At 69.0% G+C, this 20,316-nt stretch carries 20 protein-coding genes and 1 pseudogene; 13 read left to right on the top strand and 8 right to left on the bottom strand.

The window, feature by feature from the left end; all coding sequences use genetic code 11:
* Window positions 1-3: 3 nt before the first annotated feature.
* The 4 genes and pseudogenes from ACLQ2N_RS33095 to ACLQ2N_RS33080 form a co-directional block, all read left to right on the top strand.
* Window positions 4-636: a ParB N-terminal domain-containing protein gene (locus ACLQ2N_RS33095; protein WP_425819000.1), complete on the top strand. Its 633-nt coding sequence runs from the start codon at window positions 4-6 to the stop codon at window positions 634-636.
* A gap of 27 nt (window positions 637-663) precedes the next feature.
* The gene (locus ACLQ2N_RS33090) at window positions 664-1,275 is read left to right on the top strand and encodes a hypothetical protein (RefSeq protein ID WP_425818998.1); all 612 of its coding nucleotides are present in this window, start codon (window positions 664-666) and stop codon (window positions 1,273-1,275) included.
* Window positions 1,276-1,343: 68 nt separating this feature from the next.
* Entirely contained in the window at window positions 1,344-2,255 is a 912-nt protein-coding gene (locus tag ACLQ2N_RS33085) for a peptidoglycan-binding protein (protein WP_425818997.1), read from the top strand.
* A gap of 55 nt (window positions 2,256-2,310) precedes the next feature.
* A pseudogene (locus tag ACLQ2N_RS33080) lies at window positions 2,311-2,668 on the top strand (single-stranded DNA-binding protein); the annotation flags it as partial.
* An 88-nt stretch (window positions 2,669-2,756) separates the two neighbouring features.
* Here ACLQ2N_RS33080 and ACLQ2N_RS33075 read toward each other — a convergent pair.
* From ACLQ2N_RS33075 to ACLQ2N_RS33065, 3 genes are read right to left on the bottom strand one after another with little or no spacing between them, the layout of a single operon-like run.
* Entirely contained in the window at window positions 2,757-4,412 is a 1,656-nt protein-coding gene (locus tag ACLQ2N_RS33075; protein ID WP_425818995.1) for a hypothetical protein, read from the bottom strand.
* The gene (locus ACLQ2N_RS33070; RefSeq protein ID WP_425818993.1) at window positions 4,409-4,789 is read right to left on the bottom strand and encodes a hypothetical protein; all 381 of its coding nucleotides are present in this window, start codon (window positions 4,787-4,789) and stop codon (window positions 4,409-4,411) included. Before ACLQ2N_RS33070 ends, ACLQ2N_RS33075 begins: the two co-directional genes overlap by 4 nt.
* Window positions 4,770-5,471 (bottom strand): RNA polymerase sigma factor, encoded by a 702-nt coding sequence (locus tag ACLQ2N_RS33065; protein WP_425818991.1) that lies wholly within the window; start codon window positions 5,469-5,471, stop codon window positions 4,770-4,772. Before ACLQ2N_RS33065 ends, ACLQ2N_RS33070 begins: the two co-directional genes overlap by 20 nt.
* Before the next feature lie 387 nt (window positions 5,472-5,858).
* Here ACLQ2N_RS33065 and ACLQ2N_RS33060 point away from each other — a divergent pair, with 387 nt between their 5' ends.
* The 3 genes from ACLQ2N_RS33060 (at window position 5,859) to ACLQ2N_RS33050 (ending at window position 8,877) form a co-directional block, all read left to right on the top strand.
* Window positions 5,859-6,119: a hypothetical protein gene (locus ACLQ2N_RS33060; protein WP_425818989.1), complete on the top strand. Its 261-nt coding sequence runs from the start codon at window positions 5,859-5,861 to the stop codon at window positions 6,117-6,119.
* A gap of 178 nt (window positions 6,120-6,297) precedes the next feature.
* Window positions 6,298-6,849: a hypothetical protein gene (locus tag ACLQ2N_RS33055; RefSeq protein WP_425818987.1), complete on the top strand. Its 552-nt coding sequence runs from the start codon at window positions 6,298-6,300 to the stop codon at window positions 6,847-6,849.
* Between the two features lie 672 nt (window positions 6,850-7,521).
* The gene (locus ACLQ2N_RS33050; protein ID WP_425818985.1) at window positions 7,522-8,877 is read left to right on the top strand and encodes a winged helix-turn-helix domain-containing protein; all 1,356 of its coding nucleotides are present in this window, start codon (window positions 7,522-7,524) and stop codon (window positions 8,875-8,877) included.
* 32 nt (window positions 8,878-8,909) lie between these two features.
* Here ACLQ2N_RS33050 and ACLQ2N_RS33045 read toward each other — a convergent pair whose 3' ends face one another.
* Window positions 8,910-9,422 carry a hypothetical protein gene (locus tag ACLQ2N_RS33045; protein WP_425818983.1) on the bottom strand — a complete coding sequence of 171 codons (513 nt, stop codon included), beginning with the start codon at window positions 9,420-9,422 and terminating at the stop codon, window positions 8,910-8,912.
* Between the two features lie 190 nt (window positions 9,423-9,612).
* Here ACLQ2N_RS33045 and ACLQ2N_RS33040 point away from each other — a divergent pair, with 190 nt between their 5' ends.
* From ACLQ2N_RS33040 to ACLQ2N_RS33015, 6 genes are all read left to right on the top strand, one after another.
* On the top strand, window positions 9,613-10,119 hold the full coding sequence (locus ACLQ2N_RS33040; RefSeq protein ID WP_425818981.1) for a hypothetical protein: 507 nt from the start codon (window positions 9,613-9,615) through the stop codon (window positions 10,117-10,119).
* A 50-nt stretch (window positions 10,120-10,169) separates the two neighbouring features.
* On the top strand, window positions 10,170-10,733 hold the full coding sequence (locus ACLQ2N_RS33035; RefSeq protein ID WP_425818979.1) for a hypothetical protein: 564 nt from the start codon (window positions 10,170-10,172) through the stop codon (window positions 10,731-10,733).
* Complete coding sequence (locus ACLQ2N_RS33030) at window positions 10,730-11,971, top strand: MAB_1171c family putative transporter (RefSeq protein ID WP_425818977.1); 1,242 nt, start codon at window positions 10,730-10,732, stop codon at window positions 11,969-11,971. The genes ACLQ2N_RS33035 and ACLQ2N_RS33030 overlap by 4 nt, the downstream gene beginning before the upstream one ends.
* Complete coding sequence (locus tag ACLQ2N_RS33025) at window positions 11,971-13,542, top strand: amidase family protein (RefSeq protein ID WP_425818975.1); 1,572 nt, start codon at window positions 11,971-11,973, stop codon at window positions 13,540-13,542. The genes ACLQ2N_RS33030 and ACLQ2N_RS33025 overlap by 1 nt, the downstream gene beginning before the upstream one ends.
* A 272-nt stretch (window positions 13,543-13,814) precedes the next feature.
* Window positions 13,815-14,747 (top strand): hypothetical protein, encoded by a 933-nt coding sequence (locus ACLQ2N_RS33020; protein WP_425818973.1) that lies wholly within the window; start codon window positions 13,815-13,817, stop codon window positions 14,745-14,747.
* Window positions 14,740-16,104 carry a hypothetical protein gene (locus ACLQ2N_RS33015; RefSeq protein ID WP_425818972.1) on the top strand — a complete coding sequence of 455 codons (1,365 nt, stop codon included), beginning with the start codon at window positions 14,740-14,742 and terminating at the stop codon, window positions 16,102-16,104. Before ACLQ2N_RS33020 ends, ACLQ2N_RS33015 begins: the two co-directional genes overlap by 8 nt.
* A 96-nt stretch (window positions 16,105-16,200) precedes the next feature.
* Here ACLQ2N_RS33015 and ACLQ2N_RS33010 read toward each other — a convergent pair whose 3' ends face one another.
* The 4 genes from ACLQ2N_RS33010 to ACLQ2N_RS32995 form a co-directional block, all read right to left on the bottom strand.
* Window positions 16,201-17,271: a hypothetical protein gene (locus ACLQ2N_RS33010; RefSeq protein WP_425818970.1), complete on the bottom strand. Its 1,071-nt coding sequence runs from the start codon at window positions 17,269-17,271 to the stop codon at window positions 16,201-16,203.
* 95 nt (window positions 17,272-17,366) lie between these two features.
* Window positions 17,367-18,332 carry a DUF6884 domain-containing protein gene (locus ACLQ2N_RS33005; protein WP_425818968.1) on the bottom strand — a complete coding sequence of 322 codons (966 nt, stop codon included), beginning with the start codon at window positions 18,330-18,332 and terminating at the stop codon, window positions 17,367-17,369.
* 55 nt (window positions 18,333-18,387) lie between these two features.
* Window positions 18,388-19,113 (bottom strand): hypothetical protein, encoded by a 726-nt coding sequence (locus ACLQ2N_RS33000; RefSeq protein WP_425818966.1) that lies wholly within the window; start codon window positions 19,111-19,113, stop codon window positions 18,388-18,390.
* A gap of 166 nt (window positions 19,114-19,279) precedes the next feature.
* On the bottom strand, window positions 19,280-20,254 hold the full coding sequence (locus ACLQ2N_RS32995; RefSeq protein WP_425818965.1) for a hypothetical protein: 975 nt from the start codon (window positions 20,252-20,254) through the stop codon (window positions 19,280-19,282).
* Window positions 20,255-20,316: the final 62 nt, after the last annotated feature.

The following is a 20,316-nucleotide window of genomic DNA, read 5'->3' as shown; positions in this document are numbered from 1 at the left end:
GCCGTGGCCGGACTCGCCGCCCCCCGCTTCATCAGCTACATCCCGCTCACCGATCTGCCGCCGGACCCCGCCAACCCGAAGAAGCACGAGGTCGAGCGCATAATCGCCTCGGTCAAGGACCACGGGTTCATCGACACCCCCGTCGTTGACGAGCGCACCAGCCTTGTCATCGCCGGGCACGGCCGCCGCGAGGCCCTAATCGAGATGCAGGTCCGCGGTGAGCCCGTCCCCGACGGCCTGCTCCTGGACGACGACGGCGGATGGCTTGTCCCCGTCACCCGAGGATGGGCCTCGGTCAGCGACCGCCAGGCCCACGCGGTGCTCATCCTCCTCAACCGGCTTCCGATGGCCGGCGGGTGGGACTCCCGGGCGCTCGCTGCGATCCTCGAAGACTTGGCCACCTCCGACGCCGACCTGTTCGATTCCCTCTGCATCTCGGACGACGAGATGGAGGAACTGCTGCGAGAGGTCGACCCCGAAGGTCTGTCGCAGGGGCCGGACGGCGCCGACATCCCGGACAAGGAACTGCTCGGCGGCGAGTTTCCCGACGACGGCTACAGCGACAGCGGCGACAACGAACGCGCCGGCACCGTCTGCTGCCCGGACTGCGGGCACCAGTTCACCCCGGGACGGTAGCCCGGCAACCGGCCTACGGTCCCCGTCATGCCCCGCCGCAAAGTCCGCCGCTCCAACAGCGCCGCGCGCACCCGGCTCCTGACGCCGGAGGTCGAGACGCGCCTGGTCGAGGCATCCCGCGCCGGTCTGGCCGTGGACCTCGCGGCGGTCAACGCGGGCATCAGCCGCGCCACTTTCCTGCGTTGGATGGCCTACGGCCGCACGGAGGCCGTTGACCGCGCAGCCGGCAACCCGCCTGATCCCGCACTCGACCATTTCGTGGAGTTCTTCGAGAAGGTCGAACGCGCCCGCGCCTCGGCGGCGCTCTCGGCTGCCCTCGACATCCGCCGGGCCAGCCGCGGCGGCATCGTCACGACCCACCGCACGTTCGACCCCCACACCGGCAAGGTGCTGGAGGAAACCATCACGACGCCTCCGGACTGGCGTGCGGCGGCCTGGTACCTGGAGCGGCAGCACCGCAAGCAGTACGGCAAGGAGGACCACCTCGAAGTCGAGCTGACGGGCGCAGCGGGCGGCCCCGTCGCCGTCGAGAACACCGGCCCGTCCGCCGACCTTGCGACGCGGCTCGCGGAGACCCTGCACGCCCTTCAGTACCCGCCCGACGACGACCAGGACGACGAGGCCGCCGGTCTGGACTGAGCCCGCGACGCTAGGCCCCGGCAACCCTCACGGTGCTCCTCCCTGCACACCAGCTCTGGAGGAGCACCATGGCCACGACTCTCTATCCCGGCGCGATTCGCGGCACGCACTGGTACGGCGACACGTACGAGGGGGACCTGATGGACCCCAACTGCCTCGTGCTGCACACCACGGAGGGGACCGGAGTCGTCTCCTACAGCAACGGCGCCGAGGCCCCGAACATCACCGTGCTGCCGAGCATCAAGGCGAAGAAGTTCGTCATCTACCAGCACTTCGCCCTGAACCGGTCGGCCCGGGCCCTGGTCAATGCGGCGGGAGGCGTCGAGACGAACACCCTCAACGCGATCCAGGTCGAGCTGGTCGGCAGCTGCGACCCCGCGCACAAGAAGACCTGGGGCAAGCTCAAGGCCGGCGTCGACTACATCTACTGGCCCGACGCCCCCCAGTGGGCCATCGACGCGCTCGCCGAGCTCCTCGTCTGGATGCACAGCCACATGGGCATCGCGCTCAAGGGCCCGTCGCAGTGGCCGGCCTACCCGTCCTCCTACGGGGCCACCAGCGCGCGGATGACCTTCGCGGAGTGGAACGCCTTCAACGGCATCTGCGGTCATCTCCACGTCCCGGAAAACTTGCACGGTGACCCTGGGGATCTTCCGTTCGCCAAGATCCTGGCCAAGGCCAAGGCGCTCGTCGGGAAGACGCCTGCCCCGGGCTCGGGCCAGGCCAAGCCGCCGAAGCCGGTCCCGCCCTTCCCGGGCAGCAGCTACTTCGGCCCGGGCAAGAACAACGCCCACATCACCGCCCTCGGCAAGCAGCTCGTGAAGAAGGGTTACGGAAAGCACTACGTGTCCGGCCCCGGCCCGAAGTGGAGCGACGCCGACCGCAAGAACGTCCGCGACTTCCAGCTCTCCCGCAAGGATCTCCGCGGCGACCCCGACGGCCTGCCCGGCCCGCTGACGTGGCGACTCCTCTTCTCCTGACCCTCCGGTCCGGCCCGCACCGTGCGGGCCGGACCCCTACCTCGAAAGGCCACCCGTGGCAGGCGAGACCGTCATCACCGTCGTCGGCAACCTGGTCGATGACCCCGAGCTGCGCTTCACCCCGTCCGGTGCCGCGGTCGCGAAGTTCCGTGTCGCGTCCACTCCGCGCGTGTTCGACCGTCAGGCGAATGAGTGGAAGGACGGGGACGGTCTGTTCCTCACCTGCTCGGTCTGGCGGCAGGCCGCGGAGAACGTCGCTGACTCCCTGAGTCGCGGCACCCGGGTCATCGTTCAGGGCCGGCTCAAGCAGCGCTCGTACGAGGACCGGGACGGCGTGAAGCGCACGGTGTACGAACTGGACGTGGAGGAAGTCGGCCCCGCGCTCTCACGCGCTACAGCGAAGGTGACCAGGGTGTCCGCCCAGCGCACACCGGCTGCTCCTGTGGCGGCATCCGCGCAGGGCGACCCCTGGGCCACGGGGGGCGACGAGCAGCCCCCGTTCTAGGCCGCCGCCCACTGGGCGGGCAGCATCTCCAGAGACAGTCCGTCTTCGTCCAGCTCCTCCGCCGCAGGGGGAGCTGGAGGCGTTTCGGGCGCAGGAACCTCAGCGGTCGGCGGGGGCGTTGCCCCGGATACCGGAAGCCGGGGTTCAGGAAGCATCTGCGGCGGAGCCGGCTCGGTTTCCTGTACCGGCTCGGCGCCGCCGTCGACCGTATTGGGCTCGGGGGCCGTCCCTGCTTCCGTCTCCGGCTCGGTTTCGCTGGTTGCCGGGTCGGTGGTGAGCTCGTCGGCTGCGGGCGGCTCCGTTGTCGTCTCCGCCACGGGCACGATGACGGTGCTGTCCGGCGATGGCCCGGTCGACGGGGTCGGCGGGGTCGGCGAGCCGCCTGATGACGTTGGCGCGGTGGGCGTGACAGTCGGCGCCGGCGTCGCCGGTTGGGGCGTCACGCCCACGGTGGGGGTGACGACAGGGTCTGTGGTCCTCGGAACCCGCCCTGAACCGGCCGGGTCCGTGGGGAGCGAGGAAGCGCCGGCGCGCGTGTCCTCGACGTCTGGCTGTGTCGTGGCGTCCGCGACGATGGCGACTGCGTCCGCCGGCCCGGAGGGGACGAGGCCCAGCCTGCTGGGGTCGGCATTGCCGAGAACGAGCGTGACGGCACGCAGCAGTTGCGCAGACTGAGCGTCGTCCGCCCGCACCGCCTGGTGGACGGCTTCCTTGGTGACGCCGAGGGTACCGAAGGCCAGATACGCCAGCCGGTCGGGTAGGGGGGTGTCGAAGTCATGCCCAGTCAGTGCCAGCGCAGGGTCGGCCTTGGTGCTCTTCTGGGCGGACTGATTTTCCTGCTCCGCCAGCTCTTCGCTCCACTCGCCGAGGCGGTGGGTGTCCGTGCCCCACAGCACGACGCGGTTGAACTGGCGCACGTTCTGGAAGAGCTCCTGATTCGCGCTTTCCGCGGCCCAGGCTTCGGCCGACCCTCTGTTGGGGAAGAGCCGGAACCCGACCTTCTCCCGGTCGTAGGAGAAAGTGAAGGCGACCGACGTCCCCACGGACGCCTCGCTGAGCATGACCTTGCCGTCCGCGTCCACGCACTTGGCCTCGTACGCACCCATTGGGTCGCACTTGAGCTTTCCGCCGTCGGCAATCTTCTCGAACGTGGGGCTGCGGTAGGTGGTGCTGGTGACCTTGTCATCCTGGCTGAGGGACGGGGCAGCCTTGGCGGTGGGGGTCGTGGCTCCGGGCGCCGCGCTGGGGGTGAGCCAGTGCGCCAGGAGCATGCCGCCCGCGAGTGCTGGTGCGGCGACGGACGCCATCCGCGCCCAGCGTGGCGGCCGCGGACGCCGGTGCTGGCCGACTCCGGGCATCGGAACGGGTGGCACAACGCCGGCGTCGGGCGCGGCTTCGACGCGCGGCATGACCTGATCGACGCCAAGCCGCTCGTTCATCTCGATGACGCTGCGGCAGTGGGTTCGCACGATGTCCTGAGCCTGCGACAGGCTCATTCCCGGGCAGGCGGAGAGCACGGCCGTGACGGCGGAGCCGAAGGACTGACCGGGGCGCACGAACAGGTAGGTGACGCCGGTGTCGCAGTTTTCGAACGTGATGGCGTCTGCGCCGTGGTCCTCTTCGAGGATGCGCAGTTCTGGGGCTGTGCTCACTGATTGCGGTCCGGCGCGTTCTGGCCGAGCCTTGTGGCGATGCTGGCGGCAATGCCCTCCAGCCGCTCGTCATCGATCTGTTCGATATCGGCGACACGAAGGCGAAGGTTCGGGCCAGCCTGCGCCACGCGAGCGTGGGTGCCAGGTTCGGTGAGGTCTTCGGTGTGAGTGCCGGCGGCCGGCCGCGCGCGGCGGTCGGCTTCCCGCATCATGGCGGCGAATGCTCGCTGACGTCCTGCCTGGCTGATGGGCCGGCTTGGTGCGAGAGCTGCGGCCGCCATCATCAGGCCGGGTATCTCGGGGCCTTCAGGTTCGGCGTCGCCGGACAGGCAGCGGTCCAGCTGCTCTGCGACGGCGCTATCCCTGCGACCCAACATCGTGCTTCTCCCTCAGCTTCACTGGCGCTGCTTGCTCGCCCTGCCGCTCCGGGTCGGAGGCAGACAGCAGATACATTGCCAGGTTGCTGTCACGGTTGGGCATCAAACCGCGGAGCTTGGCGAGCGCGCGGTATTGCAACACGCGAATGGTACCCACTGGCTTTCCCAGTATCTCCGCAGTCTGCGCGGCCGAGTACCCGCAGGTAATCCGCAGGGCCAGCACCATGTGCTGCGCTTCAGGCAGTTTGTCCAGCTTGCCCTTCATGGCCTGCCGGAGCTCCTTCCACTCCGCGGTCTCTTCCGGGCCCATATCGGTACTGGGGGCGTCGAGGTGCCAGAAGTCAGCGGTGGGCTGCTCGAAGCCGCGGTTGCGCATCGGCCTGAAGTGGTCGGAGAAGACGTTGCGTGCGATCGTCCAGATCCACGCGTAGATCCCGCCGCCGGTGTAGTTGTGAATATTCTGCACAACTTTGAGGAACACCTCCTGGGCCAGGTCTTCGGCGGTGGCGGGGTCCTGAATGCGGGCCTGCATGAACCGGACCATCGGTTCCCACAAGGCGTCGAAGAGCTCGGCGAGCGCGGCCTTGTCGCTGGGGTCGCCAGCTGCTCGGGACGCTGCGGCTTCAAGACCCGACTCGCTGCCGCACGGCAGAGCTTCGCTCGTGCTGCGCCTCCTGGGCATACCGCCTCGCTTCGGTCTTGATCCGCCTCTGGAACGCCATCTTCCGCCAGGTACGAACAAGTCCGCTACGGCTAAATCGTACGGGAGATCGAAAACGGTACTGATACGTCAAAAGTGGTCTTCCTTACGGATCTGCCGGTTGCTCCTCCTATGCGCGTGGGCAATTACGGACGTACCAACCGCGCGGTTTTACTTGCAGATCCCTGACCCTCACTCAGCGCGGTTACAAAATTGTGACATTGGCATATCCGTGTCGCTCCTGCCCGCGATCAACGCCGCCGTACCCCGCGCCCTCCCCCTACCGCCAATCGGACAGTGTGTGCACTAGTGTGTGTGGTCGCACCGGGACGAGCGACCCGCGTGCACCCCTGGGAGGAGGCGGCCGCCATGAAGGGCACTCCTGTGGCACACAGGATCAACCTGTTGCCCTGGCAGAAGTGGCTGAGCATCGAAGAGTTCGCGCGCGAACTCGACGCACCAGTCGAGGAAGCGGAGCGGTTGATCCGCGCCGGCCGACGGCGCGGATCAATCACTGTCAAGCGCACCGGCCGCGAGCCGCTGTTCATGAGGGTCACCCGCCACCCCCTCCCCTCGGCCCGCGCGCGCCCCGCTCCGCGCATACCAGGCCGGACGGTTCATCTACCGTGAGAGCTCAGGCGGGTCAGCCCACCACAACTCGATACCCGGCATCAGGCCCCTCCTTTCGCAGGTGGGTCGCGGCTTGAACGCCGGGTTCTGCACAGACTGGCAAGGGTCCGCACGTCGTGGTCTGCGGACGAATCCACGGGCAGTCCCCACACTGCCCGGTGACAGATCCGGGAACGAGATGACGGAGGCAAAAAGCATCGCGGCATGGCGCCAACGCATGCTCCTGCGCCTGGTCGAGGCGCGCAGAAGCGGCGACCAGGCGCAGGAGGACAAGATCATTGGCTTGCTGATCGAAGCTCACGTCGCCCTCGGCGAACGGCGCACCGGGACCAGCGAGGAGCAGCGCACATACCTGCTCGCCCGCAGCACGGGCACACCGCTGCCCGAGCTCGCCGAGGTAGGGATCGACACCAACGGGTGGCCCGCGCCTCCCGGCTCCTCTCCTGCTCGCGCCGAACCCCTGCCCGTATCACCCGACACCGAGGAACGCATCAGTCACCTCTTCGCCGCGGCCGGCCCGCTGGGCGACAGGCACCCACTGCCGCCCCGGTACGAAGCCCGGTACAGGCCCGAGGACGGCCAGCGGTACCGGAACTACGCTCTGCCCTGGGCGATCTGGGACACCCGGGAGAACTTGCCGGTCGCTTACCACGGGGATCAGGACCTGGCCGAGTACCAGGCCGGTCAGGCCAGCGAGAAGGCCGAGGCCAGAAGGGGGAAGCCCACGTGACTACCTCTCATCGACACGGCGCGCCCGTGAAGATGGCCCGCACGGGGGACAAGAAGGTCTAGTCTGTCCCCACCATTACCGTCTGCGATCATGCGAGTTTCATGCCGGAACCCGCGCGGCGGTAGACCACAGACCGCACAACGGGAAAAGCCCCGCCACTCGGCTGCAAGATAGGCGTCCAAACCTTCGCAGCGGAGTACCCAGCGGGGCCAACCCGGAGACCTAACACAAGGACTGGTCTCTATGAGCACCAATGTACCCGCCGCAGGGCGGAGACACGCAACGAGTAGGCCCACCGGGCGGCGCGTCGTGCGCCGGCATCCGGTGGGCCTGTGTGCGTTCGTTGGTCTGTTCTGGTCTTGCCCTGTCCCTCGGGACGGAGATGCGCCCTACGAGTTGGGTGATCGTGGCATTCGCTCGTCCGTCTCTCCCCCTGTGGAGGTCGTCATGACCTAGTCCCTGCTGGAGGCCCGCAGGCGCTGGTCCCGTTGTGGCGACGGTTCCAGTCCCAGCCAGTCCTCCAGGCCGCCCCGCTCGATGTGGCGTCGAGCTGCCGGCCATCTCGTTACTCGGACCTAGCACGTCCGTTAGTTCCGCACAATGTGCGGTTTTCACTCGGTCGACCCATATGAGGGCCTTTTTGTGCCCTAGGGAGCCCCGGAGCACGGAGTCATGATGCCGCACGTCCTCGCGCGTCGCCAGTCCATCCCCGCGACGCGCCGACAAATCAATAAGGATCTCTTCGGCGGAGCATCACAAACGCATCGCCGTCGCATCGCGCCGCACGTCGCCGCGTCCATCACCAAGGGCCTGTCCGCGGCCAGTGCGCGGCTGCTCCTCGAAGGTGACGTCGAGGGCCGCTACCCCGGCCGTAACGACTCCGAGGAGGGCTACCGGCTCACCATGGCTCTGGCCGCCGCCGCCTCACAGCCGGGCAGGGAGTGGATGCCCGCGGACTTCTACCGCGCGTTGCTCTACTCCCCGACCCCGGGAGGAGAGTGGGCTCGTCGGCTCATGCGGGGCAAGGGTCCGGAGTTCGCCGAGCGCAAGCTCGCCTGGATGCTCACCAAGGCCCGCACGTGGGTGCAGCAGGAAGCGCCCATCACCTGCCGCCACAGCGCATGGGAGGCCGTCGAACGGGTGCGTACGGCGGTCGAACGCCACATGTGGCCGTCCCGGAACGGCGGCGCCTTCGACCTGAAGAACATGAGCGTGCGGCTGCAACTGTGCGAGAGCGGCGGCGGCCTCGACCACGAGCTGTCTCTGCGCCGGCAAGCGGAGCTGATGGGTTGTGCAGTGAGGACAGCAGCGCTGAGCAACCGGCGGTTGAGGAAGGCTGGGTGGCTGGTGCTGGAAAAGTCCGGGGCCGGGTCGGAGACAGGATCGAAGTGGCGGCTCGCAGCCCCCAGCCGGGGCGAGACGGCTGATGCGGGAGTGACACACCCACCAGCCACGGTGGAAGCTGGGGGGGCAGGCCCCAGTGTGTCACCGGCGCACACCGACACCCGGAACCTTGCTCGACTCGTCCGCCTCGACGCATTCCACCACTACGGGCACGGCACCAACGGGGCCCGTCTGCTGACGCTGCTGGAGGAAGAGGAAGGCAAGAGCCGGGCAGAGCTGCAAACAGCCACGGGTCTTCACCGCACTACGGTCAATCGGCGCCTGCGCGCCCTCGTGGAAGACGGCCTGGTCGCGGAAGTGGAAGGGCTCTTCTACCTGGTTTCGGCCCTGGCTGGCCCCGCCGGCGTGATGCCCGACCAGGAGGTATTGCAGGAGGCGGCGCAGAAGCGAGGGACTGCTGGGGCCGGGGCCAGGCGCAGAGCGCGCCATGTGCGAGAGCGGCTGAACTACCGCCAGTGGCGAGCCGAGCGGAGGTCCAAGCGCGTGGACGTTGTGCTGCGGCTCGTGCCGGCCGGGGTAGTCGATGTGGTGACTGGGGAGATCACCGATCCAGCGTGGGAGGGATGGGACGTATCGGACCCGTATCGCCCTGTTCCCCGGCCGGAGTGGGCAGCGGTCGCGTAACCGTGGCTGTTCCCCGCGGGAACAGCCACGAGTCAGGCGCGACCGATGGCCGCCCACGTCTGATGACCCGTGTCGGTGCGGTGCGTGCCGTAGTCGTCGGCGATGGCCTTGACGACGCTCAAGCCCGTGGTTGCGGCGCTCGGAACGGCGTGCATGGCCTGCTCGTGCTCGACGGAGAGGAAGACGTGGTCCGGGTCAGTCCAGACACAGCACACCAGGTTGTCACCTTCCGTCACGGTGTAGGCGAGGGCGACGAGTTCGGCAAGGCATGTCTCGATACGGCGGATGAGCCGTTCGGCCCGCCCGTCGGCACCGAGCATCAGCGTGAGTGCCGGCCGCGCGACCTGCCGCGCCTGAAGCGCGGCGTCGCCGGTGGCGCGGACAGGGAAGCGAACGCGTCGGGTCACCGCGAGTCCGTTGGGCAAGGCGGGCTTCTCTGGGAAGAGGGAGGAGCAATCGGCTGGAACCATCAGGGAAGTGGTCGTCACGGCCTCCCACCCGTAGGCGGCGCTGTGCGGAGTCCAGGGCTCCGGTGCGGTGGTCACTCGTGGTTCCGTTCCGTGTGCTGACGCTGATCGAAAGCCTTGCAGCCAGGAGGAAACAGGCAGGTCAATGCCCCTTCGCCCCGTACGCACGCTCAGTAAACAATAGTTGCAGTAGCGACATCGAACGTAGGCGTATGCCTGTGGCATAGTCAACTATTGTTTAGCAGCCCAGATGAGAGCAGCCGCATCCATGCCCTATCGGACAGCCAAGGACACCGGGGGCGACAGGCAACCAGTGCCCGCCCCCGGCCCCGGCTCCAGCTTCGCCGACAGACTGAACTACCTGTTCGACGTATTGCGCCCCAGGGACGGCGACCCGGGGAAGACGAACCGGGCGACCGGCGAGTTCTCCAACGCCCACGTCGCCGAGACCGTCTCCGGCTACGGTGACGGCACCCTCACCGCGGCGTACATCGGCAAACTCCGCGGGGGCGAAGGCGACAACCCGTCTATCCGCGTGGCCCGACTTCTCGCAAGGTTCTTCGAAGTCCCAGCCGGCTACTTCGTGGAGGACGACGTCACCGAGAGCATCGTCTCCCAGTTCCAGCTCGTCCAGCAGCTGCATGAGCAAGGCGTGAAGAATCTCGCAATGCGCGCCGCCGGCCTCTCTCCGGCCAGCAAAGAAGCCCTGCTCAAGATGGTTGACGCCGCCCGGGCGCTCGAAGGACTCCCGGAGTCCCTCGAACCACTGGCCTAATACTGGTGCAGACCATCGATTCACACACCCCGGCTGCTGAAGGGACCGCCATGTGGAAGCGCAGGCGTACGGCGGCTGCTGCCGACCTGCCTGAAAACGCCGACGACATCGCGCCCCTTCGCGCCTTCGTCGCCGAGCTCCAGCTCCCTCCTGTCGACAACGTCCGCGGACTTCTCCCCTTCGTAAGCCATCACACCGGCAGGCCCGTCAAGTTGCTGCCGGTGACCGACCCGAAGGCACTGCCCGACTCCCTGGACGCGACATCCCCCTGCGGACTGTGGCTCGCAATGGACCGCGAAGACGTCATCTTCTACGACGGCACGACCAGCCCGGCTCATGCCGACGTCATCATCGGCCACGAGCTCGGCCACATCCTGCTGCGCCACCGCACCGTAGACGGTGACCTCCTCGCCGGCGTCGGCACGCTCGGCGGGCTGTTGCCCGACATGACACCGGGCCTGCTCCGCATGCTCATGGGGCGCACCCGATACGGCGAGCCGGACGAGGCCGACGCCGAAACCCTCGGCTCCCTCCTCCAGGAGCACATCCACGCCAGCCGCTCCGCCCACCGCGACGATCCGATATCCCGAACGCTCCTGCGAAGGCCACGTTGAAAGACTTCCTGCACCCCCTGTGCCTGATATTCGCGGCCGCAGGGTTCCTCGTCATGCTCCGAGACCTGAAGCACGACCGGCGCGACCGCGCTCTCATCGCGCTCGCCGTGTCCTTCCTCGCCTCGGCCCTCAGCTACGCCGTCTCCATCACCTGGGTGTGGGTCCGCATCGACCAGGCGCTAGGCGTGCCGAACATCGTCGTGCCCATTGCGCAGGGATTCGTGATCCTGGTCCTGGCCCTCCAGGGCGGCGTCCTCGCCTACTGGTCGAAGCCGCCCGAGGACGCCCGCCGCCGCGCCAACCACCTGATGATCGCCGGCCTCACCGTCATCGTCGGCATGGCCGCCCTCTTCGCGCTTCTCACCCCTGCCTCGCAGCGGCCCACCGACTTCGCGATGTACTACGCGCACGACCCCTATTACCAGGCGTACGTGCTGCTCTACTTCGGCATGTACACCGCGGCGGAGACCTACCTCGCCTGGTCGTGCTGGAAGTACGCGCGCACCGCGGCCACGAAGTCGATCGCGATCGGGCTGCGCCTGGTCGCCGTCGGCGCCGTCATCACCCTCTTCTACAGCGGGCAGCGCCTCGCCGCCGTCATCGGCGCCGAGGCCGGCTTCAGCGTCGACAACCTCAACGATATGGCTTGGGCCTGCGGCGATATCGGCGCCACCCTGACGCAAGTCGGCTACTTCATCCCCGTCATCGCGACCCGGGTCGCCACGCTGCTCGCGACCAGCCGCGAGCACTACGCCTACGCCCGCCTCAACGTGCTGTGGTCCGCGATGGTGCGCATGGACCCCAGCATCGTTCTGCAACAGCAGGCCCCGCAGCGGCAGTTCCTGCGACAGCGCCGGAGCATCCACTACCCGCTGATCCGGCGGCGCACCGAGATCCGCGACGGCCAAGTCACCCTGCGGCGCTACCTCGACCCCGCAGTCCGCGCAGAAGCCGAAGCACGCCGCAGCGCGCAACGAGGACTCCTCGGCCCGTTGAAGGGCGATCGGCTCGCCGCGGCCGTCACCGCCGACCAACTCCGCCACGCGATCACCCTGCACGCGCAGGACAAGCCCGTCGCGCAGCCGGCCGACTACGCGGACGCCGCACTCAGGCTCCCCTCCATCAAGGCCGAGCAGAAACACCTCCTGCGTGTCGCTTCCTACTTCGCCCGAGGTCGAGCAGACACTCCACCCGACTGCCTCACACCCAGCACAACACCAGATGGAGTCCGTACGTGATGTCCCGCCGTAGCCTTCTCGCCACCTCCGCGGCCGTTGCCAGCGTCCTCGGCCTGCCCAGCGCGGCCAACGCCGCAGAGAGCGAGACCGCCACCACCGGCGGCACCAGCACCCTGCACCTCGCCCCCGCCAACAGGCAGGTAGCAGCCCTGCGAAGCCGCGAGATATCCAGCCGCGCCCTCCTCGACCAGCTCCTGGAACACCACACCAAGGTCAACCCCGGCCTGAACGCCGTGGTCACCCTCGACATCGAAGGCGCGCGCGCGGCCGCCGACAAGGCCGACAAGTACCTCGCCGGCACGGGCCGAACCCTCGGCCCCCTGCACGGCCTGCCCATGACCGTGAAGGACGCCCTGGAAACCAAGGGGATGCGCACCACGTGCGGCTCCCCCGACCTGACCGACCACATCCCCAGCACCGACGCCGACGTCGTCGCCCTGCTGCGCGCGGCCGGCGCCATCATCGTCGGCAAGACCAACGTGCCGACGATGTGCCAGGACATCCAGACCAGCAACCCGATCTTCGGCAAGACGAAGAACCCGTTCGCCGACGACCGCACCGCCGGCGGCTCCTCCGGCGGCCCGTCCGCCGCCGTCGCCGCGGGTCTGTCCTCCCTCGAAGTCGGCTCCGACCTCGCCGGATCACTTCGCCTCCCGGCCGCCTACTGCGGCGTCTACGCGCTCCGCACCTCCCGCGGCGCCTCGCCCATCGTCCCCACCCGCGGCCACATCCCCCGCCCGCCGGGCTGGCTCACCAGCTCCGACATGATCACCCTCGGGCCGATCGCGCGCACCGCCGCAGACCTCGACCTCCTCCTGGACGTCATCGCCGCACCGTCCCCGGCCGACGACCCCGCATGGAGCATCTGCCTGCCCTCCCCCACCAAGAACCGCCTCGGCTCCTACCGGGTGGGCCTGTGGGCCGATGACGCCTACTGCCATGTCGACACCGCCACCCGCGAGCTCATCGCCCAGGTCGCCGCCGCCTTCCGCGCCGCCGGCGCCACCGTCGATGACTCCACCCGCCCCGTCGACTTCGCGGCCAGCGACAACCTGTTCACCCGGCTCATGTACGCCACCAGCGCGGCCTCCTCCACCGACGAGGCGTTCGCCGGCGAGGTCACAGCCGCCGAAGCGCTCGCCGACGACGACCCCAGCGCCATGTACCTGAAGTCCCGCACCATGCGTCACCGCGACTGGGCGCGCGCCGACGAAGACCGGCAGAAGCTCCGCGCGAAGTGGGCCACCTACTTCACCAGCCACGACATCCTGGTCACCCCGGCCGCGCCCACTGCGGCCGTCCTCGACCAGACGTCGGTCCCGACGAACCAGCGGTACATCACCGTGGACGGCGAGAAGCGCTCGTACTACGACCAGACCGCGTGGATCAACCTCGCCGTCCCGGCCGGGCTTCCCTCCATCGTCCTGCCCGCCGGTGAGACGCCGGAAGGACTGCCGCTGTCCGTCCAGGTCATCGGCCCGTACCTGTCGGACCGCACGCTGATCTCCGTCGCGAAGCTCCTCGCGCCCGTTCTGCCGGCCGCGCCGAAGGCGCCCGCTCTTACCGCGTAACCCCTGCGCCGGGCCGACCGGCGCTCACCGGAGTAGGCAACGAGATGGTCCCGAACCTCACGGTCCGGGGCCATCTCGCGTTTCCGGTGCAGGCAACGCCCGCTCCTCACGCTACTCAACTCCAACCACAGGTTGGGGTTATTTCCAACTTCTGGTTGGAATCATTCCCAACCCGTGGTTGGCTTTGGGTGTCGGGGTGCTCGCCTCGACACTTCGCTTCACTGACCGGCGGGCGAACGAGCACCTGCGCGACCCCGAGGGAGAAGACGGGCATGTCATTCAAATCCGAAGAGGACCGGCTGCGGGCCATCACCGATCCGGCCCGCCGCGCCCTGGCTGCGGCAGAGGCCGCTCAGGATGCCGCCCGAGCGCTCCGGGCCATTGAGCTCACTGCGATGCGCGAGCTGGTCGACGCACACGGCGGCACCTCCAAGCACGGGGCGGTCGCCGCCGCCGCGCGGGAACTGGGGCGCGGACCGGAAGCCGTCCGCAAACGGCTCACGGGAATCGACAGCGCGGAAGAAACCGAGGCCACCGAGCCAACTGGCGAGCCCGGGCGCTTCTTCCCGTCGCCCCTCGACGCCGAGGACGCGCTGCGCGACTGGGCGCTCCAGCGCCAGGACGTGACGCTGCGCCGCGACCCGGCGGTACGCGGGGCGCTGGCTGCGGGCGTCTCGCCGCGTATCGTGCGGGACCTGACCGGTGTCTCGCTCGACACGCTCGATCGGCTGGAATCGACATCGCCTGGTACTGCCGTCGATGTGCCCTACGACGTTTGGGAGCAGGCCGTCGACTACTTCACCGACCTCGCCTCACGAACCCCCCGGTACGACATCGTCCCCAGCAGTGCGGCCCAGGGCCTGGCCGGCGTGATCGGTGTACCCATCGGCGGCACTGAAAGCCCCGCGCAGGCCCTCGACGCCCTGAAGGGCCCCGACTGGGAGGCGCTGAGCGCCAACGAGAAGGCCGATCGGATGATGGCCGCGCCGGACGACGGCAGCTACGTTCCCGACGCTGACGACGACGACGTCCTTGCCGGGCCCGACGGATGGGCCGCAATCTTCTGCGCCCAACTGGAGGAAGCCGCCGGAAGCCAGGACCCGGACATGGCCGCGATCACCCGGCGCGTCGCCGCCGACCTGCGCCACATTCGCCTCACCGCCACCCTGCCCAACACCCAGGGCAAGGAGACGCACGGTGGCTGACGCCCTGGTCTCGGAACAGCTCATGCGCTACTTGGACCGCATGCCCGGCCACTACAGCGACGACATCGTCGTCATGCTGTACGGAACCGACATCCCGGGCCCCTACTTCGAGGAGTTCGCCGACCGCCTGCGGCGCACCGCTCTGGCCCACGGAATGCAAGCCGAACGCCGGCGAGGCGACATCATGCCCGACGGACTCACCTCCGTGGCCGCGCAAGCTGCTGCCACCTGGCTCGCCTCATACCTCAAGGCCCAACTGCCCCCAGCCCCCGCTCCTTTCAACCTGCATCAACAGTTCGGCTACTGGATGTCCGGGATCTGGGGCAACGAGGCTGGCCCGGGCAGGCTTCATGCCGCCTTCGGGCCCCTCAGCCGAAGTACCGCCCAGCACGCCGACGACCTCCGGCGAATCGGGGCCTGGACAACCGTTCGCCAGCTCTCCGGCTATGTCACCACCTCCGACATCACCGCGGCCCACGGCCAGCTCGTCCACAACGTCCTACGCCTGGCCCTACCACGGAACCGGCCCGGCCAGGGGCGCTCCTACCTGACCCTGGGCCAGGCCCTTGAAGTCGCCCTCATTCCTGCCCCGAAGAACCCGCGGTCGACGCGCGCCCGGAGGATGCCGGTACCTCACAGCATGAGGCCCGAAACGGCCCCCACCGCGCCCAAACAGCACCCTCTGCGCCTGCTGTGGTCACCGAGCGAACCCGCTACCGCCCACGACGCGTACGCCAAAGCCATGCTTGCCCAGCCCCCGGAGCTCCTGGCCAACCCGGCCCACGACGCACGCGGCATTCACCTGATGCTGTCCACGAAGAGACCGCTCGGCCCGGACGCCGACATCGAGGAGATCGAGCAGCTGCTCGCGGCCGCCAACGTCGTCCCGGCCCCCAGCATCACGCGCGGCGACGCCACCTTTGTCCGCACGCACATTGGCCTCATCGTCCTGGCGGCCGAGATCGCCGCCCGCACCCTGCTGGACGTCATCGCCGAGGAACAGGGGGGCCCGGACGGGTTCGAAGCCCTCGACAGCCTGATCCATCACATCTACCCCCAGCAAGGTCCCCCGGCCGACACCAGATACGAACACCCGGTCATGGCCGTGGAGCGCATGCTTCGCACCCCGTACGGCTCGACCCTGCCCGCGTGGCAGCGCCGAGCCATCAGGGTGATCATGCACCGCTACACCGCAGGTCGCAGGCACGGTGTACGCGCCGACGCACTGATCTCCGCGGAGATCGCCCCCCACTGCCGCAAGCACTCAACCACCATCGCACGGGTGCGGCACCAAGTCGTCACCGCTCACCTGGAATCGGCATCAGCCCCCACGGAGGATGCTGCCGCCGCGAACTGACGCTGTGGTCGATGTTGACGAAGGGCGCCGGCGCAACCGCACAGCAAAACGCCCCCGGCCGGTTACACGCCAGACGGGGGCCTTGCATTCGAGGAGTCAGTTGATCAGAGTCCGAATGTACGCGCGTGCCGTGCGCTGGTGCTCGGCGTCGTCCAGGGCGTGATGGGGGCGGCCGGTGTGCGGCGGGAGCTTCACCCCGCCCGCCAGCCGGCGAACCCGTGCCAGGTCGTCCGCCCACTGCGGGATCGTGTCCGGCATCACCGACCAGTCGTGGCGCCACAGTGCATGCATCCGGATCACGTCCTGGGCGCCGCAGTTCGTCCACAGGATCGTGTCATGGTCGAGGTCGGCGAAGAACGCTTCCACCTTCGGGCGGATCTCCGCGTAGCTGCACACGTCGGGGTGGTTGCGGATGAGGAAGCCGTCCGCGGTGAGCGGCAGGTGCGGCCACACCTGCTCGCGCATGAAGGGGCGGCGCAGCACTTCGGCCACATCCATATCGGCGTTGACGACGTACAGGGTGCGGCCGGGGCCGGCGGAGAGCCCGAGGGACACGAGGCCGCTCGGGGTCAGGTCATCGGTCAGGAACTCGCAGTCGAGATCCACCTCCGTACCCATGGCGGTGTCGCCACTCGGTGCCTGGAGCCCGAGCACCGCGGCAGTGATCCCGTGCAGGGCGTCAGACAGGGCGGCTGTGTTCGGCTCCAGGTACTGCGCCGTCTGGCGGGCCTCATCCTCCGCGAAGCCTCGCCAGTCCGGCCGGGGCCGCGGGGAGAGGCCGCCGGTGGCGCCTTCTCGGCGAGCCCGCACGACATCAGCGACAGTGCGCAGCTCCCCCGCGAACTCGGTGCCGCTTTCGTCCTGGGGGTCGCCAACGAGCAGCACCACTCCCAGGTCATCCTGGTAGTTGGCGTACACCGCATACGCCTCCTCGGAGGCGTTCCCGAAGACGAGTAGAGCGGGATGCACCCAGCGGGTGGCCGTCGCGGGCCGCACCGGGGTGATACCGAGGGCGGCCAGATGGGCGTTCACCGTCTGTACGTGCCTTACCGCCCGGTCGCGCTGGAGCTGCTCCTTCTCGGCCTCCTGCCGCTGCTCCTCCTTCTCGGCCTCAACCAGCCAGTTGGGCTTGGCGGCCGGCCTGGCAGTGGACTCGGGTGTCGTCATCAGGGATCTCCGTCGTGTTGAGGATGGGCCGGGAACTGGCCGGCTCCCCGCCCCCGCCCGGCCGTTGAGGAAGACCGGGCGGGGACAGGCAACCGTCAGTTCGCCGCTTGCGTCTCGTGGAGTTCGGCGGCCCGCGCCCACCAGGACTTGCGGAGTTCGGCGCTTTCGCGGGCTTGCCTGCACAGGCCGCGGTGCATGCCCATGCCGCCAGTGAGCGGCGTGAACAGGTGCGGAATCGACGGACGGAGCAGGTCGGCGTAGTCCTTGCCGCCGAGGAAAATGACGTCCGCGTCGTGCACGCCGAGGCTTGCGGTGTGGCGGGCGAGCCGTTCGGGCGTGATCGCCTTCGGATCGCCGGACGTCACGTCGTACGGCATCAGAGAACGCTTGAGGTCCACCAGGCCGTGCAGCATGGACAGGATGCGGATCATGGACGGATCGGTCAGGGCGTCCGCGGCAGAGCGCAGGGAGAGGTGATAGTCGCCGACGTAGAGCTCTCCGGCCGGGTAGCCCGCGTTCGCGTTGCCGAACTCGTTGAAGCCGGGGTGCGGCTGCTTCTTGTCCCCGCACGCCACGATGACGAACCGTCGCCTGCACACATCCACGTTGCCGCGCTGGCGGGCGTACTCCCGGCCCAGCGGGGTGAGGTACAGCGAGTACCCGTTCTCGAACTCGGTGGCGTATCCGGCGGCCTTGACGGCGCGGAGGGTGGGGCCTCGGAACCACTTCTCGCCGGCCCAGTACACGTCGTTGTCGTCCCGGCCCGGCACCCGCTGATCGGGACGGTTGGCCGCAGTCACGATCGCCTCGTGCTGCGTCTTCGGCAGCTTCGGCAGGATAGTTGCCGTGAGCGGTGCGGGGGCGTTGCCGTTCTTCTGGCGCCAGGCATCAAGTGCCGCCCAGCCGGCCTCGGTGATCCAGTGCGTGCCGCCGTCACCGTCGTGCGGGATGACCAGGCCGTCGCCGAGCAGGCATGCCATCGCGGCCGGGTGCCCGGAGACGACGCCGTTGTCGTTCGTGTCGAGGATGCGTGCCCCGGTGGGGGTGAGTATGGATGACATGGGGTGTTCCTTCCGGCCCGGCCGGACTGGTCCGGCCGGGCGTGTGCAGGGGTGGTCAGTCGGCGTCGCTGCGGGAGTTCGTACGGCCCATCCCGTAGGCCGTCTGCTGGACGAACCGCACGGGCCAGGGCAGCCGCAGCGGCCGGTGCCGACGGCCGTCTTCGGGGCGGTGGACCAGGTAGCGGGTGGAGGGGCGCCACTCGTGCGACTCGGGCAGCAGCGCAGCCCCGTCGCCGTCCCGCTTGGGGGTGGTCTCGATGGCGTAGACGTCGCCCTGACGCCGGACGCGCAGGCCCTTCTCCAGGCCCTTCTTCACGTCGGCGGGGGTGAGCCAGTCGAGCGCGTCGGCGACGCTGGTGATGGTGCCAGCGACGCGGACGGCCCACGGGCCCGAGCCGGCGTCGTCCGGACCCCACAGGTAGCTGAGCCGCGCGTACCGGGCGGGCACACGGCTGCTGTAGTGGCGCCACCCCTCGGCGTGCACGAGCACCAGTCCGTCGCGCCGGTCTGTGATCTTCAGACGGGCCAGCGAGGTACGGCCGGTGATGGCGGTTTCACCGCCGCGACGCCGGATCTCCTGCGTGGCGGCCGCCAGCTGCCGCGCACGGAGGCGGGCGGCGAGGGGCTGGGGCTTCGGCGGGGAGAGGGTACGGCGCTCGCGGTCGCGGCGGAGGCGGGTGATCGCGGTCTTCGACCTCTGGCCGGGCATTCCGTGCTCGGCCAGGTGTGCGGCCAAGGTGGCGGGGTTGCGGACGATCGTGGGCAGCAGGGCTGTGCGCATGATGGTTCTCCAGGTGGGCCCGGGTGCCGTGTCGGCCCGGGGGTAAGCTGGGTTAGGGGGTGGTGGGGTGGCGGTCCTCGTGCGTGGATCGGCTCAGGGGGGAACCGGGGTTCCGCACACCCCCACCCGTGCCGAAGCGCGCGGGTGAGCAGTGCGGGACACCGGGTCAGCGACCTGCGGCGAACTCGGCGATGGCGCGGGCGAGGTAGGCGCATTCCTCGGCGAGCGGCGTGTCCGCCGGCACGCCGTCGAAGGTCCTCGCGTGCTCGCCGGTCTCGCTGAAGTAGGAGGCCACCCACGGCGCGCGGTGCTGGGAGGCGGGCCGGTCGATGCGGCCTGCCGCCTCGATGCGGACGTGCGGGCCGTCGTAGGTCTCCTCGTGGGAGGTGTGCGGCTCCAGGGGCACGGCAAGCCACGAGGACGTGCCGTCGGTGTCGGCGTATGCCTGGAGGTGGTAGGCGGCCAGCACCCTCCGCAGCACGTCACCTTCGCTGTGCGGGCGCGCGATGTCGGTTGGCACCAGTTCCAGACGGTGCGTGGGGGTGGCGACGTAGTACCGGCCGTGGGCGTCCCGAAGGATGTGCGCCTGCTCCTGCTCGGCCCACTTGTTCAGGATGGTGCGGGCGAGGCTCTTCTTCACCGTCGCGTGATGCTTCTGCCGCCAGAACTGGCCGCCCCGGGCGTTGGGCGGGTCGGGCAGGAGAACAGTGACCGCGTAACTGGGCGAGTGGGGGATGAAGTCGGTGGAGAACACCTGCTTGGCCAGCGGAATACCGTCGACGGCGGGGCGCCGGAGCCAAGCCCGCTCCAGCACGGCGGACTCGTGGACGAGAACCGCGCCGTCCCGCACAGCCGAGGCGTCCTGGTGCGAGGCGATGAGCCTGCCGTACCGGTCGGACAGCTGCGCGTACAGCTGCTGCATGTCGTCGGACGGCGGGAACAGCATGCTGTGCGAGTTCATCCGGTCCATCTCGGCCCGGGCGAGGTCGATCGCCTGCTTCAGGCCGTGCATGATCTTGCTGGCCTTGAGCTGGTCGAAGTGGGCCAGTTGCACCAGCTCGGTCAGGCGGACGCGCTCCTTCGCGATCAGCGCCTCACGGGGCCAAGTGTTCAGGCCGGCAACGTACTTGGGGGTGGACATGGTTGTCCCCTTCGTTTAGGTCGGAGCGTTCGTTGGATACGGCTCGCTCGTGCCGTCCAACA

Source organism: Streptomyces sp. DT224 (genome assembly GCF_049844595.1).
Classification (GTDB): domain Bacteria; phylum Actinomycetota; class Actinomycetes; order Streptomycetales; family Streptomycetaceae; genus Streptomyces.
Note: the sequence above shows the minus strand (reverse complement) of the source record. Positions and strands in the feature narration are given on the sequence as shown.

Excerpts from the sequence above, each read along its gene's own strand:
- ACLQ2N_RS33090 (WP_425818998.1), top strand. The coding sequence starts at position 664 with ATGCCCCGCCGCAAAGTCCGCCGCTCCAACAGCGCCGCGCGCACCCGG.
- ACLQ2N_RS33085 (WP_425818997.1), top strand. The coding sequence starts at position 1,344 with ATGGCCACGACTCTCTATCCCGGCGCGATTCGCGGCACGCACTGGTAC.
- ACLQ2N_RS33070 (WP_425818993.1), bottom strand. The coding sequence starts at position 4,789 with ATGTTGGGTCGCAGGGATAGCGCCGTCGCAGAGCAGCTGGACCGCTGC.
- ACLQ2N_RS33065 (WP_425818991.1), bottom strand. The coding sequence starts at position 5,471 with ATGCCCAGGAGGCGCAGCACGAGCGAAGCTCTGCCGTGCGGCAGCGAG.
- ACLQ2N_RS33060 (WP_425818989.1), top strand. The coding sequence starts at position 5,859 with ATGAAGGGCACTCCTGTGGCACACAGGATCAACCTGTTGCCCTGGCAG.
- ACLQ2N_RS33055 (WP_425818987.1), top strand. The coding sequence starts at position 6,298 with ATGACGGAGGCAAAAAGCATCGCGGCATGGCGCCAACGCATGCTCCTG.
- ACLQ2N_RS33050 (WP_425818985.1), top strand. The coding sequence starts at position 7,522 with ATGATGCCGCACGTCCTCGCGCGTCGCCAGTCCATCCCCGCGACGCGC.
- ACLQ2N_RS33040 (WP_425818981.1), top strand. The coding sequence starts at position 9,613 with ATGCCCTATCGGACAGCCAAGGACACCGGGGGCGACAGGCAACCAGTG.
- ACLQ2N_RS33035 (WP_425818979.1), top strand. The coding sequence starts at position 10,170 with ATGTGGAAGCGCAGGCGTACGGCGGCTGCTGCCGACCTGCCTGAAAAC.
- ACLQ2N_RS33025 (WP_425818975.1), top strand. The coding sequence starts at position 11,971 with ATGTCCCGCCGTAGCCTTCTCGCCACCTCCGCGGCCGTTGCCAGCGTC.
- ACLQ2N_RS33020 (WP_425818973.1), top strand. The coding sequence starts at position 13,815 with ATGTCATTCAAATCCGAAGAGGACCGGCTGCGGGCCATCACCGATCCG.
- ACLQ2N_RS33010 (WP_425818970.1), bottom strand. The coding sequence starts at position 17,271 with ATGACGACACCCGAGTCCACTGCCAGGCCGGCCGCCAAGCCCAACTGG.
- ACLQ2N_RS33005 (WP_425818968.1), bottom strand. The coding sequence starts at position 18,332 with ATGTCATCCATACTCACCCCCACCGGGGCACGCATCCTCGACACGAAC.
- ACLQ2N_RS33000 (WP_425818966.1), bottom strand. The coding sequence starts at position 19,113 with ATGCGCACAGCCCTGCTGCCCACGATCGTCCGCAACCCCGCCACCTTG.
- ACLQ2N_RS32995 (WP_425818965.1), bottom strand. The coding sequence starts at position 20,254 with ATGTCCACCCCCAAGTACGTTGCCGGCCTGAACACTTGGCCCCGTGAG.